Below are 19,662 nucleotides of genomic sequence, written 5' to 3'. Positions count from 1 at the left end.
CCGCTTCGGCTCCCCCATCGCTCGTTCGTGAGCGACGGCGCCTGTCAGCTGCTCAGGCCCTCCTGCAGCGCCTCCTTCCTGTCGGCGACCTACGCCGAGGCTGGAGGGGAGACGCAGTGACCACACCCCCTTTCAAGCCGAGCGTCGCCCAACAGACGGCCCTCGTCGAGCACCTCGTGAGCGCGGTGGTCACCGATGCGACAGGCGAGGCACAGGGCGACGTTTGCCTCGGTGAACCTCCCAGCGCGCGCTACTTCATGGAGAGCCTCGGCCCCCACGCCGTCGAGCCGGGCGGCGCCGCACCCAGGTACGGTCGGATGACTCCGGACAGCCTCGGGTTCGAGTTCGAGGCCGAGAACGCCAGCTCCCTCATGGTCAGGGCGAAGGCGTCGTTCTACTACTCGGCCCTGCCGACCCGAGCGCAGCAGCTGGCGTGGGCCGGCGACCGCGGGGAGCCGTACCGGCTGGCGCCGCTGTTCAGGCGACTTGACGTGGTGGTCGGCCCGGTGGAGATCGTCCTCGGTCAGGCTGGCCTCCGTCAGACTCTGGAGGCTGAGTTCCGGCACGCCTTCTCGGAGGCCGTCGAGCTGGCGCTCCGTGACCCGCGGATCGATCGTCGCGCGGGCAATGACCGCCGAGAGCGTCTGGTGCCCCCTGCAGCGATGAACGACGACAGGTCCTTCGAGCAGTGGCTGGCCCGGGAGGTGGTCGGGGATCCGGTGGTGCCGACCCCCGCCGCACACGTCGTCATCACGTCTCGGCCGGTGGCCCCGGGACGGCTCCGGGTGACCGCGACCCTGCAGAACCTCGCCACGGACCCGGTCGTGATCGTCCAGGGAAAGGGCAGGAACGCGGGCCGCAGCCGCGGCGACGAGGCGAGGGACAACGCCCTGTTCCGCGCGGGGCTGGAGATCGACGGCGACCGTCTCCTGCCCATCGTGATGGATCTCGGCGCCGACGCCTACCGCTACTCGGGAGACCTGGGGGCGTACGCGAACAACTGCGGCGTCGAACCGCAGTGGCACGACGGCCGGCTCGTCTCCGTCCGCAGCGTGCCCGTGCCGCAGCATGACACCCATCGCGCGGTGGCCCGCGCAGACGCACGCTGGGGCTACTCGTCACTCGCTGCGGACCCGCTGCCGGTTCTGGAGGACCTCGCCGACGAGATGGAGGCGTATCTCGACGCCCCCGCGTGGAGCACGGAGAACCTCCAGGACAAGCCGGATCTGGCCCGCCGGAAGGAGTCCGACCGCCAAGCCGCCGCGTTGGAGGTCGCCCGCTTCCGCGACGGCATCGCGTGGCTGCGGCGGGATGACCGTCTGCTGACGGCGTTCCAGCTCGCGAACGAGTCCATGACGGAGCTCAACACGCGGAGGAAGCGAGCGAACCGAGGGTGGCGACTCTTCCAGCTCGTGGCCATCGTGAGCCAGCTCAGCGCCTTGGCCTGGCGGGAGCACCCCCAAGAGCTCTTCACGCCGGGACTCTGGGGTGACGACCAAGACGCGGACCCCACCGAAGCGGCGACCGTCGTCTGGTATCCGACTGGAGGCGGCAAGACGGAAGCGTATCTCGGTCTGGTCCTCGTGTGCATGTTCTACGACCGGACCAGGGGAAAGGAGGTCGGGGTCTCAGCTTGGTGCCGCTTCCCCCTCCGGCTCCTCACCCTCCAGCAGACACAGCGGCAACTCGACGTCATTGCTGCCGCTGACATCGTCCGAGGCCGCAACACCGACCGCATCAAGGAGGTCGGCGGCAAGCCCGGGTGGCCCTTCTTCATCGGTTTCTACGCCGGCGGAGGCAACACCCCCAACTCGCTCACGTCCGATCGCACGCTCGACCGCCTTCGGTCGAGCGAGGCAGAGCGGCATGCGTACCGACTCGTACACGACTGCCCCTACTGCGGTGAACGGTCGGTCCACATCCCGCCCCCCGATCCTCAGGAGCTGAGGCTCAAGCACGTCTGCGGCAACGAGCAGTGCGGGAAGGTACTGCCCATCGTCGTGGTGGACACCGAGATCTACCGCTACCTGCCCACGGTCGTGGTCGGCACCTTGGACAAGCTGGCCAACGTCGGGCTGTCGGACAAGTTCGGCGCCCTCTTGGGGGACGTCGACTGCTGGTGCCCGCCGCACGGGTTCGGTCGGGGCGGGAAGTGCCACGAGCGCCACGCGCCCGGTCATCCGAAGACGGCTCCCGGGCCCCTGAAGTCACCTCTCTACGACCCCTCGCCCTCCCTGGAGATCATCGACGAACTGCACATGGTCAACGAGGAGCTCGGGGCCTTCTCGGGGCACTACGAGGGGCTCCTGGCGGAGGTGCAGCGCACCCTGACGTCGAGGCACCGGGCCGACGGACGGGGGGTCCGCATGAAGGTGGTGGCGACGACCGCGACCATCCGCGGCGAGGACCGCCAGAGCGAGCACCTCTTCGGCCTCAGGTCCGTGGTGGTGCCCCTCCCGGGGCCCAACCTCGACGAGAGCTTCTACTGGCGTCTGGACCGAGGGCTCCCCCTCCGTCGTTTCGTCGGGGTCATGCCGACCCGTGGAACGGCGGAGATGACGTTGGTCAGGATCCTGACGTCCGCCCACCGAGCCCTGTGGAAGCTCGAGCAGCGCCGTGAGCTTCCGCCGGATCTGGAAGCATGGCCGGAAGACGAGCTTCGTGCTGTCGTCGACCTGTACCGCACAAGCCTCACGTACGCCACCACGCTCGTCGACTTCGGCCGTATCCGCCGCTCGCTGGACACCCAGGTCAACGAGGCGCTACGCAGGGAGGGCTTTCCGGACCTCCACGTGGCCGAGCTGAAGGGCGAGACACGCCTGGACGAGGTGCGTGGCGTCTTGGACGACCTCGGCAAAACCAACGGCGAGACGGGCATGGTCGTGGCCACGAGCATGGTGAGCCACGGGGTCGACGTGGACCGACTGAACTTCATGCTGTTCAACGGCATGCCCAGGTCGATGGCGGAGTACATCCAGGCATCCTCACGCGTCGGCCGTGCACACCACGGACTCGTGTTCATGCTCTTCAACCCGGTACGGGAGCGGGACCGCTCGCACTACCGGTACCACGGAAAGTTCCACGAGTACCTGGACCGCATGGTCGAACCGGTGGCGATCAATCGCTGGAGCCGGTTCGCGGTGCGTAGGACCCTTCCCGGAATCCTCATGGGTCATCTGCTCCAGATCGCCAACCGCGACTGGTGGCAGGCGGGCAATGCTCCAGGGCATCTGCACGACCTATCCAAGATGCAGGCCGCTCTCCGTGATCCCTCCCGCAGCGGCCTGGAGGGAGTCCAGCTGACCGAGCTGCTCGAGGCGCTCCACGCGGTCTTCCAGTCCCATCGGCCGGAGGGACAGGAGCTCCGGAGCGACCTGGAGGACATGGTGGAGCACGCGATCGCCAGCCTCCGTTCTGCTGGCGCCTCCGCCGCCCTCGCCGGCGGAAACAACCGGGGGTACCGCGCGACGGGCGACTACCTGGGACTCGAGTGCCGACCGATGACGAGTCTCCGCGACGTCTCCGAGGGCATCCCTTTCCACGTCGTGTCCGACAACCGGAGGTCGTGATGGCGTTCAACCCCAGGAACGACGAGATGTCACGCGACCGTGGCCAGGTCCTCTTCCGGTTCAGGCCCGGCCAGACCTTCGACCACCGTGGCGGCTACACCACGCAGGTGATCCAGCTCGGGCGTGACGAGGAGTTCGACGGTCCCTCCCTGGATCGTGACCACCTCGTCCAGGAGGCGATGCGGTTCGTTCGCAGATGGCGGGCCGCCGGACGTGCGTTCGTCGCCGGATCCGACCGCGCACCCGAGTTCCCCGGGGACCAGGACCGACTCGCCGACCGCCACTACGAGGTCGTGGTCCCGGGCAAGGTCTTCTGCCGCGTCTGGCCCCGAGTGGTGCGCTGCTCCAGGGCAGGGTGCGGGCACGTCTGGACGGCCAGCGACCCACGGCCCGGAACCGACGACTGGCCGCCGGCCTGCCCGGCCTGCGGCGGCGTCGTCGGCAACCGGCAACTCCAGTTCGTCTTCGCGCACAAGTGCGGCGAGACGTCACCGATGTACCCCCCGAGCAAGTGCCCCAGGGGCCACACCCGGTTCAGGCTCGACGACCGCCCCAGTCGGTTCCGCGACTTCCGGTGGGAGTGCATGACCTGTGGCTTCCCTCTTGGTGTGCAATGGAGTTGCAGCAACTCCTCGTGCAGTTACCCGGACAAGTTCATGAACCCCCTGCTTCACTCCGCGGGAACCGCGCACGTCGGCCATGGGCTCACCCTCGTGAACGTGACGACGACGGAGGAGGCGACCCGGCAGAGCAATCCTCTGTACACCGCGGCCGTGCTCGGCTGGTGGCTCGGGGAGATCACCGAGGACGAGTTCCGTCGGCTCACGGACGGGCACACAGTGGACGTTCCCGACGAGGTCGTCGAAAGCATCCGGGTGATGGAGGAGGCCGGTCTGCACGACCAGGCGCGTGCCCTGCGGGCACGCTTCATGCCGGTCGAGGTGGACCATCTGCGAGACCGGGTGGGCAAGGCCCTCGGGCTCGACGCAGAAAGTGACGATGCCCGTGGGCTCGCGGCCGAGCTGCACACCTACCGTCGCGTTCTCAACCTGGAACGCCTCGGGGTCCCACGACTGCAGCGGGAGGCGCGCAACCCGGAGCGGCGCGCGCTCTACGAACGCTACCCCGGGGTCCTGGCAGCTGCCGGCCTCAGCCGTGACACCTGCCTGGTGAGTGACCTACCAATCACCTACCTCGCGATCGGCTACAGCCGGACCGGCTTCAGCCCCGAGGAGGCGGACCTGGTGCCCTACCGGGGTCGCGTTTCACGGGGTGCTCCCGAGAAGACCCTGCTCTACGCACACCCCACTCAGGCGGAAGCCCTGCTCTTTCCGGTGGACCGGGATCGTGTAAGCCGGTGGATGGTCCGAAATGACCTCGTCAGCCAACGCACGCTTGATGACGCCGGCGGCGTCGCCCAGTGGCTGGTACATCAGCTCGGTCCGAGTAACGGCCAGGCTCTCTCCCACGAGGTACGCCCCGCTCCAGGACACCCCGACCTCCCGGTTCACGAGCTGTTCGGGCTGCTGCACTCCCTGTCGCACCAGATCCTGCGGGCACTGGCGGTCGACAGCGGGTACAGCGAGACGAGCCTGTCCGAGTACCTGTTCCCGTACGACCTGGCCTTCGCCGTCTATCCCAACGGGGGCAGCGACTTCAGCCTGGGCGCGATGAGGACTGTCCTGGAGCAGAACCTCGACGCGGTCGTGAGTCGCGCCGTCGACAACGACTCGTGCCTGTACGACCCCAACTGCATGATCACGAACGAGGGTGCCGACCACGGCTGTCTGCAGCTGCCCGAGACGGCCTGCCAGTCCTGGAACCGCAACCTCTCCCGCTGGCATCTCTTCGGTGCCCCGGACGGTTCGAGGGTCGGGTACTGGGACCCGACCCTCTGAGACCGAGGGCAGTACCCGCGCGCCCTGTCGACAACACAGGGCTCCTGACCCCCGAACTGCACGAGTGGAGCTCAGCGTGAGACCAGAACAAGAGCTGCTGGGCGTCCTTGCCGACGCCCGGGACCGGGCCCGAGCGCTGAGCGGATGGAACTCCGGTCCGGAGCGGATCTACGACCTGCTCCGGACCGCGACCAGAGTCCGTGCGATGGGGATCGCCTCGGGAGTCACGACGGACGTTCCGTGGGAAAGCGTTCTCGCGCAACTCGTCGCGTGGCATCACGACCAACCCGTAGGCACGGGTGCGTGCTCGCAGGAGGACGCCGACGAGATCGTCCTCGCCGCGGTGGCAGCTCAGCGGTTCGACCCCCTGGAGGCCAGTATTCGGAGCGGCGCCTACGACGTTCGCATGACGAGAGGCGACTTCCGCGTGCGTCACCGCTGGGACGCCTCGGCCGAGGTAGCCGACATGATCCTCGAGCAGGACGCGCGTCCCACGGGCGTGCCCCTGCTCTCCGACGTGGAGCGGAAGTGGATCTCGTCCCGAGTCGTCGACTTTCGTAGTGGTCCACCGCCGGAGGTCCTCGAGGCAGCTGTCCAGCGGGCCGCTGCGACGATCGAGGTGTACCGGCAGTCGGTACCCGAGGGCCAGGTTCCCGACTCCTTCGAACTCGGAGATGGAATGACCGCCGGTGACATGACCAGCGTGCTGGCTGTGATCATGGGAATCGCCTCTCTGAGTGAGTACACCGCGCACAGGCTCTCCCGTCTGGAGACGACGCTCGCGCACATGCCGGCCTCCCGGCTGCTCGCCGTCATCGCGGAGATGTGCCCGAACGTGTCCGAGGCGCACCAAGCCCTCGTGTTGGAGAGACTCACCTACCGACCCGGCAGGTCCTGCAGGACCTCCCCCCTCATCAGCCACGACGACGTCGTGATCATCTGTCCGCCCCTCCTGACGCCGAGGACCGTGGACGCGATCATGCTTCGCTCAGCCACTCATGCGCCCGGTGGATTCGGCCGCATCGGAAGGGCGCAGGGTGCACGTGCGACGGCCTGGACGGAGTGGCTGCGCGCCACCCCGGGCGCCCTGGTAGCCGAGCGCATCCCGGCTGTCAGGACCGACGGCGGGTCTGCCGGCGATCTGGACGTGGTCGTCGTGGACCCGGTCCGCCGGCTCGGCCTCTGCCTCGAGATCAAGTGGCCGATCGAAGCCCTGTCCCTGCACGAAGGCATGAAGATCGAGAGCTGGATCAGTTCTGCAGCAGCGCAGTTGGACCGCCTCAGAGGCGAGCTCCGATCGGGTGCCGCCAGTGCTCGTCTGCCGCGAAACTGGCCCTCGTTCGACTCGATCAGCTGGACCTGGTGCGTCGGCACGCCGCAGCAGCTCACCACGCGCCCTCTTCCTGTTCCGGACATGCACGCCACCTCTCTTCGTTACGTGCAGGCACTGGGGACGCCGCCCGACCTCGGTTCCTTGGTGACCGCCCTGAGGAACCCGGATCTCCCGGCCAGAGGGGTGCACTTCGACGTGCGGAAACGGTCGATCACCGTGGGCCGACACCAAGTACACATCGACGCGCTCGGGATACGCACGAGCTCTTGGCGCCCCCGTTTCGGGTAGTGGGTCAGCCTGATCATCGGCTCTCTGACGCGACATGAACTCGTCCGGTCAACCAGGCGAACCACCGAGAGCACGGTGCTCGTGCGTCCTCTCGGGACAGAGATACATCCCCTGCAGGTGGCGATGCCGGTGGATAATCACATCCAGCACCAGAACTCAGAAGTAGGCTGGAAACTCGGCATGATGTATGACATAGCGGCTCCGGAGCCAGCGGGCATGGTCGCCTCGCTCAGTTCGCTCGGGTACTCTCTGCCTGCTGCCATCGCGGATCTCGTCGACAACAGCGTCTCCGCTGGGGCGTCGACCATCGACGTCGAGTTCACCTGGGCCGGGCAGGACTCATGGATCGCCGTTGCCGACAACGGTGCCGGGATGACCGCCGGCGAGCTCGTGACCGCAATGACCGTGGCCGCGCGAGGCCCTGCGACGCCCCGAAGCGCAACGGACCTGGGCCGCTTCGGCGTCGGCCTCAAGTCAGCCTCGTTCTCACAGGCCCGGCAGCTCACCGTCGCCACCGCCACCGCCGGCGAATGGCACGTGCGCACGTGGGACCTCGACGTCGTCGAGAGGTCGGGCGAGTGGCGACTGCTACGCGGCGCGGACGAGACGACCAGCGAACTGCTCGACAGGATCCGGGGTGAGGCGGACCACGGCACCGTCGTGTTGTGGCGGCGACTCAACGGCTACCACGTCGACGCGGTGACGGTGGAGGACGAGCGGACCCAGAAGCAGTTCTACGCGGAGGCCGCCCGCACGGAGTCCCATCTGGGCATGGTCTTCGGCAGGTTCCTCACCGGAAGCCGACGTCGCAACCTGCGTGTGTCGGGCAGCCCCGTCGAGCCCTGGGATCCGTTCCTGTCCCGTCACCCGTCCGTACAACCGCTTCCGGTCGAGCGTCTGCGCTTGGGGGCGGGTTCCGTACGGGTGGAGGCGTTCGTCCTTCCCAGTGCCCAGAGGCTTGCCCCGGACGAGTACGAGAAGGCCGGCGGCCCGCGTGGGTGGCTCGACCAACAGGGGTTCTACGTGTACCGCCGGGACCGTCTGATCCTTGCCGGTGACTGGCTGGGACAGCGCGGGTTGCGCCGCGAGGAGAAGTACAACCTGGCACGGATCGCCGTGGACATCCCCGCCGAGACGGATGTCGAATGGGGGGTCGACGTCCGGAAGTCCAGTGTCGTCCCGCCCGTCGCACTGCGTTCTCATCTACGGCGCATCGCCCTGCAGGCCAGGAGAAGGGCCGCCGACGTGCTTCGGCACCGCGGGCAGATCGCTGCGCGCACACACGGGGATCCGCTCGTGTACGCGTGGAACGTCCGCCGTGTCGACGACCAGGTCACCTGCCGGATCAACCGGGGCCACCCCCTGGTGAAGGCAGCTCTGCGCTCTGGTGGTGCCGGTTCGGATGACGTACGTGCCCTGATCCGTCTGCTCGAGGAGACGGTGCCGGTCACCGCCCTCCGCGTGATGCACGAGACGGACACCAGCGACGACCCCGAGCCCTTCGGGGGCCCCGGGCCTGCCGACGCCGAGGCCACGGAGGTCGCACAGCGCATCTACGCGGCACTGGTCTCAGACGGCCGCTCGCCTGCGGCCGCTCGCGAACGCCTCCGGACGATGCCCCCCTTCGACCAGATGCAGGGCTTCTGGAACGGGTGAGCCCGTTGTCAGTGCCCGCCCCTAGCCTGCCCCATGCCGTTCCCGCCCAGCCGGAGGTCTGCTGTGAGTTCCACCCCCGAGGACTCTCTCGAGTCCCTTGCCAAGGCCCGTCGCCTGGTTCTCGCACTACTGTCGCAGGACCGTCAGCCGACGCCGGACGAGGTGCAGAACGCGGTCACCGTCATCTTCGGGATGCTGGCCGGCCAGGGAGAGGTCCTCGACCGTGACCAGCTGGCCAAGGAGATCGAGGTCCTGACGGCGGTCTTCCAGGAGGGCTCCTCCGGGCTGGAAAGCGACAGCGGCCACGAGCCCTGGCTGCCCGAAGCCAAGAACGACCGAGCCTGGGACTTCTGGGAACGCTACCGCCGTTACCTGGAGGACGTCCGCAACCTCCCGCCGCTCGTCGTGCGTCGGCTGGACCAGAGCACGGACGAGGTCCTGAGCCAGCTCGAGGACCCGCGCCGTGTCGGCTCGTGGCGCCGGACGGGCCTGGTGATCGGACAGGTCCAGTCGGGCAAGACCGGCCAGTACATCGGGCTCGCCGCGAAGGCCGTGGACGCGGGGTACCAGTTCGTGGTGATCCTCGCCGGCATCCACAACGACCTCCGGAGCCAGACCCAGTTGCGTGTCGACGAGGGACTCCTGGGTTTCGACACCCAGCACCAGCAACGGTCCAACCAGAACGGTAAGTCCCGTCTCATGGGTGCCGGCAGGATGCCGGGTGCCAGGAAGCTCGACATCGCGTCCCCCACCAACAGCTCGGAGAAGGGCGACTTCGGCCGACAAGCGGCCAACGCCGTCAACTTCCCGCTCGGCCGTTTTCCGGTCGTCCTCGTCGTCAAGAAGCACTGGAAGATCCTCGAGTACCTGCGGACGTGGGTGACCGAAGTCCAGGGCACGGAGGACGAGAGCGGGAACAAGGTCGTACGCGACATCCCGCTGTTCGTCATCGACGACGAGGCGGACAACGCCTCCATCAACACCAAGCGCGATCCCGACGCGGATCCGACCAGGACCAACGGTGCGATCCGTGAGCTCATGAAGAGCTTCGAGAAGTCGGCGTACGTCGGGTACACCGCCACCCCGTTCGCCAACATCTACATCGATCCCGACGTCAACCACGCCGAACTCGGCGCCGACCTCTTTCCCGACAGCTTCATCCGCACCCTGCCCTCGCCGACCAACTACCTGGGCCCGGAGAGGGTGTTCGGTCTCCAGGTCGACAACGACGAGGAGGATGACGTGCCCCCGCTTCCGCTCGTACGCGCCGTAAACGACGCCGAGAGCTGGATCCCGAGCAAGCACAAGTCCTCCTTCGTCCCCTCCGACGACCTTCCACAGTCTCTTCGGGAGGCGATCGCCTCCTTCGTGCTCGCCAGCGCTGCACGACGGGTGCGCGGACAGGCGAAGGTGCACAACTCCATGCTGGTGCACGTCACCCGCTTCACCGCGGTCCAAGGGATCGTCCGCGACCAGGTGGACGACTACCTGCGGCTCCTCGTGGACTCGCTCCGCGACCGGTACGGACAGGCACCTCAGCGCATGGCCGAGCTCCGGGCCTTGTGGGATCGGGACTTCGTCCCCACCACGGACCACTTCCCCGCGGACGAGGCCCGACGCGTCACCTGGGAGGACGTGTCGAGCCAGCTCATGCCCGCGCTACGGAAAATCGTGGTCAAGACGGTCAACGGCGCATCCCGCGACGCACTCGACTACTACGAGCACCGCAGGACCGGTCTGTCGGTCATCGCGATCGGAGGTCAGAAGCTCTCCCGGGGCCTCACCCTGGAGGGGCTGACGGTCAGCTACTACCTGCGCACTTCCAGCACGTACGACACCCTGCTCCAGATGGGACGCTGGTTCGGGTACCGACCGGGGCACGAGGACCTCTGCCGCCTGTACACCACTCCGGATCTTCAGGCGAAGTACATCGAGGTGACTGCCGCGACCGACGAACTGCGTCGTGAGGTCGAGGAGATGGCGGCGCTGAACCTCAGTCCGAGGTACTTCGGCCTGAAGGTCCGCGCCTCCTCGCTGGGCCTCGCCGTCACGGCGGCCAACAAGATGCGCCAGGGTACGAAGGTCATGCTCAGCTACTCCGGGGAGGGGCCTGAGACGGTGATCTTCAACGTCTCCGACGGGGTTCCGGAACACAACCTCAAGGTCCTCGGGGACTTTGTGCGCAGGCTCGACGGCCTGGCCACAGCCGACCAGAAGTCGGCAGGCGCCAACGTGACGTGGAAGCAGGTGCCATCCGACGCTGTCGTGGACTTCCTCAGCCGCTACGAGACCGACCGCATGGCCCAAAGGGTTCGTCCCCGCTTCATCGCGAAGTACATCGAACAGTGCATGGCCGTAGGTGAGCTCCCGCAGTGGACGGTGATCCTGGTCGGCAAGCACGCAGCCAATGACCCTCAGGACATCGCCGGTTACAGCTTGGGGCCCGTGAAGCGCTCGGCGCTCAACGACGTCGCGTGCGACGGTCGGTACACGATCCGCCGCCTGCTCAGCCCTCCCGACGAGTACATCTTCGACCTCGATCGCGAGCAGGTGGACGCCGCCCTGGAAGCGACGCAGAAAGCCGCAGCCATCAAGAAGCGGGAGAAGGTACCCCAGTCGCCTTCGGGAGACCACGTCCGCTGGCAGCGCCGAGCCGACCAGGCACTGCTGCTCGTCTACTTGGTCGAGCGGCCGACGGCCCAGGACGGTGAGGTCCGGCCGCCGCTGGTGGGCTTCAAGGCAAGCTTCCCACGCTCCGAGCACCAGTCCGACACCGAGTACGTGGTCAACGCCATCTGGCAGAAGGAGGGCCTTGACGCTCTCGACGACGAGGAGGACGACGAGTGACCGTCACCGAGTCCGAGTGGCGTGACCTGGAGGCACCCCAGGGTGCCCCGGGCCGTTCCCTGATCCGCCTGCACCCAGACGCCCCGTTGGACGTCTTTCTCTCCGTCTCCCATCCGGCACGGCAGCGCATGCTCGTGCTCAGGGCCGACGCCCGCTCCGCCGACCACATCGTGCGCTCCGTACGCCAGCTGCCTCGCGCTGCCGGGCTGGAGATGAACGTGAGTGCCGTGTCGCGTCTCGAGTACGAGCTCCAGGTGGTCCTCACCGCCGACGAGCTGCGCGAGGTGTTCAACCCGCTTGTCACGGACGTGGCCGACACGGTCCGAGAGGCCTCTGGGGCCTCGGCAGCCCTGACAGCAGCGGTGGAGAGGTTCGAGCGGTGGCAGGACCTCCTTCGCGCCGTCGGCAGAGACGGTCTCGGCCCTGAGGCCCGTCGTGGACTCGTCGGCGAGCTCTTGGTGCTGCGCGACCACATCCTGCCTGTCGTCGGACCGGCCGAGGCCGTCGACGCGTGGACGGGGCCGAGCGGAACCAACCAGGACTTCCAGCTACCCGGAGTCGCCGTCGAGGCGAAGGCCAGCACCGCCAAACGGCCCCGCAGCATCCGGATCGCCAGCGAGCGCCAGCTGGACGACGCCGGGACGCCTGCGCTCCTGTTGGCGTTGGCGATGCTCGACGAACGGCGGGGTGGATCAGGAGAGAGTCTGAACCGCCTGGTGGACCGCATACGCGAGCAGCTCACAAGCCCTGTCGTCCGAGCCGCCTTCGACGGTCGTCTCGTGCAGGCCGGCTATCTCCCCGGCCAGCGAGCCGCCTACGAAGAGCCTCGCTATACCGTTCGCGACCTGCGCTTCTGGCACGTGGGAGAGAATTTCCCGAGACTCGTCGAGACAGATCTTCCCGAGGGGGTCGGTGAGTGCTCGTACCACGTGAGCACCTCGGGACTTGACCACCACCGCGCCACGACCGACGAGGTGACCGCACTGATCGGGGGACCGCATGCCTGAGCTCGACCTGCCCCAGTACGCCCACGACGTCGTCGCGGACGTCCAGGCCACTGCCGACGCCGAGGGGACCACCACCCCGGAGGCGTTCACGCGGCGCGTGTTCGAGGACCTGGAACGGGCTGGCATCGTGTCCAACACGTTCACCGCCTACCACTCGGCCCACGGTCATCTCGTGCACGGATACGGCATCGGGGACTCCGGGGAGTGCCTCGACCTCTTCGTGACCGACTTCGACCTCGACCCGCTGGAGTCCAAACTCACGAAAGGGCAGGCGGAGACCGCGTTCAGGCGCCTGCTGACGTTCGTCCGCCGGTGTCGGGAGGGCCTGCGTCAGCACATCGACGAGTCCTTCGACGTGTACGACATGTGCGCGGCAGTGGAGAAGGCGCTCACCGAGGTACGGAGGATCCGGCTCTTCCTGCTCAGCAACCGCGTCGGCACGAGCACCTCCTTCCCGTCCACCGAGTTCGACGGCCTTCCCGTGACCCACGAGGTATGGGACCTGGCGCGGCTGCACCGCCACGAGACGTCCGGCAGCATCAGCGAGCCCATCGTGGTCTCGTTCGACCCTCCGCTGCCCTGTGTCTCGGCACCCAGCAGCGAGCCGGACCACTCGGTGACCATGGCCGTGATCCCCGGCCAGAGACTGGCCGAACTGTACGGGGAGTACGGGACCAGACTCCTCGAGTTGAACGTCCGGTCCTTCCTGCAGGCCCGCGGATCGGTCAACCGGGGAATCAGGGAGACCCTGCTGAACTCACCGGGCAGGTTCTTGGCGTACAACAACGGCATCACGGCGACCGCGTCCCTGGTCGACTTCGTGCACGGCCCGGACGGCACCCCCACGGGCATCTCCCGCGTGCACGGGCTCCAAGTGGTGAACGGTGGTCAGACCACGGCCTCGTTGCACTACGCCTCGAGCCGGGACAAGGCCGACCTGTCTCACGTGGCTGTCCAGATGAAGCTGACGGAGGTCTCTCCCGAGCGGCTTTCGGAGATCGTCCCGATGATCTCCGAGTACTCCAACACCCAGAATCGCGTCACGCTCGTCGACTTCAGCTCGAACCACGCGTACCACGTGGCCGTCCAGCGGATCACCCGATCTCTGTGGGCGCCGGCGACGGACGGCAGTGGCCAGGAGACCCACTGGTTCTACGAGAGGGCGCGCGGCCAGTACACCGACGAGGTGGCCAAGGCTCGGACACCGGCGAAGCAGCGCACCTTCAAGAAGCTCAACCCGACCAGTCGGAAGTTCACGAAGGCGGACCTCGCGAAGTACGTCAACTCCTGGAGCCTCCTCCCGTTCAGCGTCAGCCGCGGCGCGCAGAAGAACTTCGTCGCGTTCATGGACCGGATCGGCGAGGCGCCCCCACGGGTCGACGTCCGCTACTGCCAGCGCGTGATCGCGATGGCGGTCCTCTTCAAGGCAGTCGACCGCGTCGCGGCGAACCACGAGGCGGGCAGCTACAAGAGCATGATCACGACCTACACCATGGCCCGTCTGGCGCTCGCCACTGAACAGCGCATCGATCTCGACAGGATCTGGCGTGAACAGAGGGTCTCGTCAGCCCTCGAAGCCGCGATCGACGATCTGTGCCCCCGGGTCATGCGGGTCGTCACCAAGCCACGTGAGGGCAACCACGTGGGCGAGTGGGCCAAGAAGCCCGCCTGCTGGGACGCCGTCTCCCGCGTGCCCTGGTCCGTGCCTGACGCTCTGAAGGCCGAGCTCCGTGATCACCCGCTGGACGACGAGGCCCTCGCGGGCGGAGCGGAAGGCGACCGCGGGGCGAGCGACGAGGTGACGTCGGTCCCGGCGGACGAGTGGTACGCCATCGAGCGATGGGCGAAGGAAACACACAACCTGGATCCCTCGCAGCGACAGCTCGCGCAGTACGTCGGTCGGCGACTCGAGCTCGGGCAGGAGGTTCCCGAGCCGCAGGCGGTGCAGGCGCTGCACGCGCGCAACGAGGCGTTTTCGCTCGGGTTCGTGCCTGGACCGTAGGTCCGACGCGTCCCGGCTCTCAGAGCTCCCCGCGCTCGACCAGGTCCCTCATGGCGTCCTCGGCGCGGCGGAGCACGATCCGTCCGTCTCCGTCGCTGAAGACCAGGAGGTCTGCCCCGGGTGCGATGCCCGCCTCCGCGAGCAGGCCGATGGGGAGCTCGACGCGCCCCTGATCGTCGACACGGAGTTCCGCAGGTTCACGAAGCATGGGACGAGTGTGGCACCCTCACACTCGTAGGCCGACGACGGGCTGGGGCTGAGGATGGCAGCACGTGAGGACACCACGAGCACTCAGTGGGTCAGCACGGAACTGAGCGGCCATCTGCGCGGTCGGCGCGCCCGCGACACGAAGCCGGAGGTGGCCCTCCGGCGTGCCGTGCACCGGCTCGGCCTCCGGTTCCGTCTACAGCGCAAGGTGGCTGCCCGTTGCACGGCGGACTTCGTCCTGCCCAGGTACGACGTGGCGGTGTTCGTCGACGGGTGCTTCTGGCACGGATGTCCTGTGCACGGGCCGAAGACCTTCCGCGGCCCGAACGCCGCCTTGTGGGAGGCGAAGATCGAGACCAACAAGGAGCGCGACCGCCGGAACACCGCAGCAGCCGAGGCCGCTGGGTGGACCGTAGTCCGTGTCTGGGAGTGCGAGATCCGGGCGGACGTCGAGCGCGCCGCGCTCAGCGTCGCCCAGTTGTGCGAACAGACTTCCGAGCCTGGGTCGGCACCGTCTCCCGTCCGTGGGTACCGGTCAACGCGTCCGTGAACAGGTCGCCCGAGACCCTCTCCCTGGCGACGCAGTACTTACTCAGGGGGCACACCTCGCAGAGCGGCTCCTTGGCCCGGCAGAAGCTGCTTCCGATGAGCCGGAGCGCCGCCATACGCAGAGGCGCGTCCTCGCCGGCTCCGACGAGCTTAACCAGATCCACTCGGCCGTCGCTCAGCCTGTTCGTGCGATCCGAATCACTGCCGTGCAGACGGGCGGCGACGCGCAGCGCTCCCTGCCCGACCCACAGGAGGTCCTCGCCGACCAGCAGCCGGTACACCGTCGCCTCAGCCGGCTTCAGCTTCAACTGCTCGCGGACCTTCTCCTCGTCGGCCCAGACGCTCGACTGGTCGATCACCGCAGTGAGCCGGGCGACCCGGGCCTTCGCAGCCTCGGAGGGCGCCGCCGCAGTAAGCGTCTCGAGTGCGGCCTTGCTAAGGGACGTCTGCCCCCGCACGGCCTCAACCATCTCCGCCAGCTGCGCGGGCTGGATCCGGGTCCCGGACAGTATGGCCACGACGGCGGCCTGCAAGCCGGACATCTGCTTGCCCGGAAGCTGGTACCAGTCCTCCGACTCACGCCGTGCTTCGGCCCAGGCGGTCAGATCCCTTCGCACCGTGCGCCAGTGCGGCTGGAGTCCCCCCTCGGTCGGCTGCTCGTCAACTACGGGCAGCAGGGCCTCCGCGGCAGCCTCGCCCAGAAGGGGCGGCACAGCGTTACCGATCTGGCGGAAGGCGTCACTGCGCGTCCCGGCGAAGCGGAACCTGTCCGGGAACGTCTGCACTCGCGCGGCCTCCCGCACGGTGAGGGTGCGCGGCTGGTCCTGGTCCGGGTGGATGTACCAGTAGCCGTCCTTGGCGATGTGTGCGGTGATCGACCTGCTGAGGTCCGACCAGTCGAGCTTCTTGTACTTGTCCGTGAAGTGGTCGGCCTTGTAGCGCTGCAGTTCCGGGGTGATCTGCGAGTACAGGGTCTTGGAGTCCATGCTGGAGAAGATCTCCGCGTCGTCCTTCCGGACCCGTCGGGTCATGTGGTCCCACACCCGGTCCTTGCGCGCCCACTTACGCATGTCCTGAGCGAACTTGGAAAGCTCGGACGGTTCCTCGTACGGGAGTTCGCGCTGCCCGACACGCTCGGTGGGCACGACAGGCAGCACCGGCAGGTCACCGATGGCGTCACGCAGCGTGGTCCGCTGATCGTGCTCCAGCTCCTGCCGCCACGAGAAGCGCTCCACGTCGTTCCTCGCGAGCAGGATCAGTCGCTTCCTGTGCTGCGGAACGCCGTACTTCCACGCATCGACGAGACGGACCTGCGTCGCGTATCCGAGGTCCTCCAGCTGCTCCTCGATGGTGCGTACCACGAAGAAGTCGTCGCCGAGACCCATGTCCGGCACGTTCTCCATGAGGACCGCACGCGGCCGGAGGCGCTTCACGACGTCGAGGTAGGCGCTCCACAGCTCCTTGCGGCGATCATGGGGATCACGACCGTGATGCTCCACGAGGCTGCGGATCTTGCTCCGGCCAGCCCTGCTGAACGGCTGGCATGGCGGGCCTCCGGCCACCAGATCGATCTTGGCGGGCGCCAGCATCTCGACGAGCCTGTCACGCTCGTCAGGATTACCCAGATCCATGTGGAGACTCATGCCGGGGAAGTTCGCAGCGTGCGTCTGGAGCGCGCGCTCGTCGAAGTCGACCGCGGCTGCGACCGTCCACCCGGCTCGCTCCAGTCCGAGGCTCAGTCCACCCGCTCCGGAGAAGAGGTCGACGGCCAGACGCTTGCCAGCACCGAAGCCACCGAGCCACTTGCCGAAGTTCTCGGGCTTGCAACTGTTCCTGTGACGCCTGAGCTCCAGACAGTCGCTCCGCTCCAGAGGCACCCCATAGTGCTGCCTGCGCACTGCGCCAACCTCCATCGGACGAGAAGAACGAGCACCAGGAGATCACACAACCTCTGGCAAGATCAAGAATCCGGCGTCCACCTCGGATGGCTGGATCGATTAGGACGCCACAGGCGCCCCGAGAATATTACGCGGCACCCACCCCTGTATTGGAAAGCAACCCCCCAGTAACACTGGAGAGGGTCAACCATACGGACAAACACTGACAAGACCATCAGAGCTCTCGCCAGTCGAGATTTATGTCATCGCCTCCTCCGCAGGCTCGGTTCTCGTCCCGGGGTGATGCCCGCGTCCTGCGCTCGGCCAATCCCGTAGTCGAGCTGCCTGCCCGACGCGGAATACGCGCAGCGTCCCCTTGATTGCCCTCTACAGAGATCGCGGGAGGGGGAGCTGGTGGCCGAGCTGATGTTGTTCCGGCGGGACGCGGACGGGCGGGACGTGGAGCTGCCGGGTTCGACGGTGGCGCTGGAGGTGGAGCTTCAGCGGCGGGTCGAGGCCGGCCTGGAGCAGATGCTGGGCGTCCGTTTCCTGGCATCGGAGTATCCGACTGGCCCCTGGCACCGGGGGCGGATCGACACCCTGGGGCTCGATGAGAACGGCAGCCCGGTGGTGATCGAGTTCAAGAAGGGCTCGGACAGCGGGGTGATGTCCCAGGCGGTCTCCTACCTGTCCTGGCTGGAGTCGGCGCACCACGAGTTCGAGGCGCTTGTACGGAAGGTGCTGGGGGCGGAGGTGGCCGAGTCCGTCGACTGGCGTCGTCCGCGGATGATCTGCATCGCGGCGGGCTTCTCGCACCACGACCGGGTGGCGGTGCAGCGGTTGCCCGAGCGGATCGACCTGGTGCGCTACCGGATCTTCGACGGTGGCCTGCTGGGGCTGCTGCTCGTGGACTCCGCGACCGGCTTCCCGAGCGCTGCCTCCTCTCGCCGGGGCCGGGAGCGGGCACCCGTGGCGGACAGCGTGCCGATGGCTTCGGCGGTCTCTCCGCCTGCGGGTGGAGGAGCGGTGCCGGAGTGCCTGCGGGACCTGTACGCGGAACTGGACGAGGCGCTCACGGCATGGGGCGAGGTGGAGGTGGCGTCCCTGCGGCACTACATCGCCTACCGGCGGTTGGTGAACGTGGCGTCGGTGATCTTCCGTCCGAAGCACGAGGCGATCCTGGTGTACCTCAGACTCGACCCGAACACGGTCGAGTTGGAGGAGGGCTTCACCCGTGACATGCGCGGTATCGGACACCTCGGGACCGGCGACCTGGAGGTCCGCGTCGTCTCGGCAGCCGACCTGGAGAAGGCGGCGCCGCTGATCCGGCGGGCGTTCGAGGCGGCCTGACGTAACAGCAGGGGCGGCTGGTGCATCGGTTAGTCGATGCTCCAGCCGCCCCTCTGGCGTCTGTGGACCGCCGGCCCTGGCCTCTCTTCGCTCTCACGATCATGCCTCCGGTCCGGCCAGCTCGAAGTCGTCCTTCGTCAGTTCGGCCCGCAGCCGCTCCTCGGCGACGTCGGCGTAGTGCTCGGACAGCTCGACGCCCACGAAGTGGCGTCCCTCGCGCAGGGCCGCGACCCCTGTGGAGCCGCTGCCGGTGAAGGGGTCGAGCACGGTGCCTCCTTCGGGGCAGACCTGGACGAGCTGCTGCATGATCTCGGCGGGCTTCTGGGTGATGTGGACCCGGCCCTTGCGGGGCTGGGAGGCGATGTAGTGGCCCGGAAGGTATAGGTCGCGGCTGTTGTCGAGGGATCCCTTGACGCCCCAGATGATGAACTCGGAGTCCTGTTTCGGGCCGCCCTTGCGGGGGCGGCTGGCGGGTTTGATCCAGGGGATGGTGCCGCTCCAGGTCCAGCCGGCCATCTGCAGGGCGTCGGTGGTGGTCGGTTCCTGGCGCCAGTCGGAAAAGATCATGGCGACGGAGTGCTCGGTGGCGGCCCGGTATGCCTCGGTGAGTAGTTCGGTGAGCCAGGAACGGTAGGAGCGCTGGTCGCGGTTCTCGCCGGGGAAGTTGGCGAGGTCGTGCGCGCTGTTGCTCGTGACGTACTTGGCGCGGGCGGTGCGTCCGGTGCGTTCCGAGCTGGTACGGCCGCCGGAGTTGTACGGGGGGTCGGTGATGACGGCGTTGATGCTCTCGTCCGGGAGGGTCTTGAGCACGGTGAGGGCGTCGCCTCGGTGCAGCGTGTAGCTCATGCGCAGGGGCCTCTTTCGATGGCACGGCGGAAGGGGAGCCTGCTCTGGCAGGACGGTCGCAGGGCCGGCCGGTCCTGGTGAGCGGGGTGCGCCGGACGTTAGCCGTGAACTGCGGCCGTGCCCAACGAGCTGCGCGATCCCTGTGAGCCGGGCTGAGGGCCGTTTGGTGCGGCCGGAATCGCGACCTACTGTCTCGCCTCGTCAGCACCGGTGTGGCCCCTCCTCACCTGGGT

The 19,662-nt window shown here is 67.7% G+C and carries 12 protein-coding genes; 9 read left to right on the top strand and 3 right to left on the bottom strand.

The window, feature by feature from the left end; genetic code table 11:
* Positions 1-116: 116 nt before the first annotated feature.
* From DNK56_RS26685 to DNK56_RS26655, 7 genes are all read left to right on the top strand, one after another.
* On the top strand, positions 117-3,569 hold the full coding sequence (locus DNK56_RS26685) for a helicase-related protein (RefSeq protein ID WP_111338352.1): 3,453 nt from the start codon (positions 117-119) through the stop codon (positions 3,567-3,569).
* Between the two features lie 26 nt (positions 3,570-3,595).
* Positions 3,596-5,467: a hypothetical protein gene (locus DNK56_RS26680; RefSeq protein WP_146610423.1), complete on the top strand. Its 1,872-nt coding sequence runs from the start codon at positions 3,596-3,598 to the stop codon at positions 5,465-5,467.
* A 76-nt stretch (positions 5,468-5,543) separates the two neighbouring features.
* Positions 5,544-7,088: a hypothetical protein gene (locus DNK56_RS26675; protein WP_146615264.1), complete on the top strand. Its 1,545-nt coding sequence runs from the start codon at positions 5,544-5,546 to the stop codon at positions 7,086-7,088.
* Positions 7,089-7,268: 180 nt separating this feature from the next.
* The gene (locus DNK56_RS26670) at positions 7,269-8,744 is read left to right on the top strand and encodes an ATP-binding protein (protein ID WP_111338349.1); all 1,476 of its coding nucleotides are present in this window, start codon (positions 7,269-7,271) and stop codon (positions 8,742-8,744) included.
* A 63-nt stretch (positions 8,745-8,807) separates the two neighbouring features.
* Entirely contained in the window at positions 8,808-11,591 is a 2,784-nt protein-coding gene (locus DNK56_RS26665; protein ID WP_111338348.1) for a Z1 domain-containing protein, read from the top strand.
* A complete protein-coding gene (locus DNK56_RS26660; RefSeq protein WP_111338347.1) occupies positions 11,588-12,598 on the top strand; it encodes a PD-(D/E)XK motif protein in 1,011 nt (336 codons plus the stop codon). The genes DNK56_RS26665 and DNK56_RS26660 overlap by 4 nt, the downstream gene beginning before the upstream one ends.
* Positions 12,591-14,600, top strand: coding sequence for an AIPR family protein (locus DNK56_RS26655; protein ID WP_111338346.1), 2,010 nt, complete (start codon positions 12,591-12,593; stop codon positions 14,598-14,600). The genes DNK56_RS26660 and DNK56_RS26655 overlap by 8 nt, the downstream gene beginning before the upstream one ends.
* Before the next feature lie 19 nt (positions 14,601-14,619).
* Here the strand turns inward: DNK56_RS26655 and DNK56_RS26650 are convergent, their stop codons facing one another.
* Complete coding sequence (locus DNK56_RS26650; protein ID WP_111338345.1) at positions 14,620-14,808, bottom strand: AbrB/MazE/SpoVT family DNA-binding domain-containing protein; 189 nt, start codon at positions 14,806-14,808, stop codon at positions 14,620-14,622.
* Between the two features lie 54 nt (positions 14,809-14,862).
* On the opposite strand from DNK56_RS26650, the gene DNK56_RS26645 reads away from it, so the two are divergent.
* Positions 14,863-15,357 carry a very short patch repair endonuclease gene (locus tag DNK56_RS26645; protein WP_111338344.1) on the top strand — a complete coding sequence of 165 codons (495 nt, stop codon included), beginning with the start codon at positions 14,863-14,865 and terminating at the stop codon, positions 15,355-15,357.
* On the opposite strand, the gene dcm is transcribed toward DNK56_RS26645, so the two are convergent.
* Complete coding sequence (gene dcm, locus DNK56_RS26640) at positions 15,272-17,254, bottom strand: DNA (cytosine-5-)-methyltransferase (protein WP_111338343.1); 1,983 nt, start codon at positions 17,252-17,254, stop codon at positions 15,272-15,274. The two genes, DNK56_RS26645 and dcm, sit on opposite strands and share 86 nt — an antisense overlap.
* 393 nt (positions 17,255-17,647) lie before the next feature.
* Here dcm and DNK56_RS26635 point away from each other — a divergent pair, with 393 nt between their 5' ends.
* Entirely contained in the window at positions 17,648-18,583 is a 936-nt protein-coding gene (locus DNK56_RS26635; RefSeq protein WP_199563613.1) for a DUF5655 domain-containing protein, read from the top strand.
* Positions 18,584-18,682: 99 nt separating this feature from the next.
* Here DNK56_RS26635 and DNK56_RS26630 read toward each other — a convergent pair whose 3' ends face one another.
* A complete protein-coding gene (locus tag DNK56_RS26630; RefSeq protein ID WP_111338342.1) occupies positions 18,683-19,429 on the bottom strand; it encodes a DNA-methyltransferase in 747 nt (248 codons plus the stop codon).
* Positions 19,430-19,662: the final 233 nt, after the last annotated feature.

The sequence above is a fragment of the Streptomyces sp. AC1-42W genome, from assembly GCF_003248355.1.
Taxonomy (GTDB): domain Bacteria; phylum Actinomycetota; class Actinomycetes; order Streptomycetales; family Streptomycetaceae; genus Streptomyces.
Note: the sequence above shows the minus strand (reverse complement) of the source record. Positions and strands in the feature narration are given on the sequence as shown.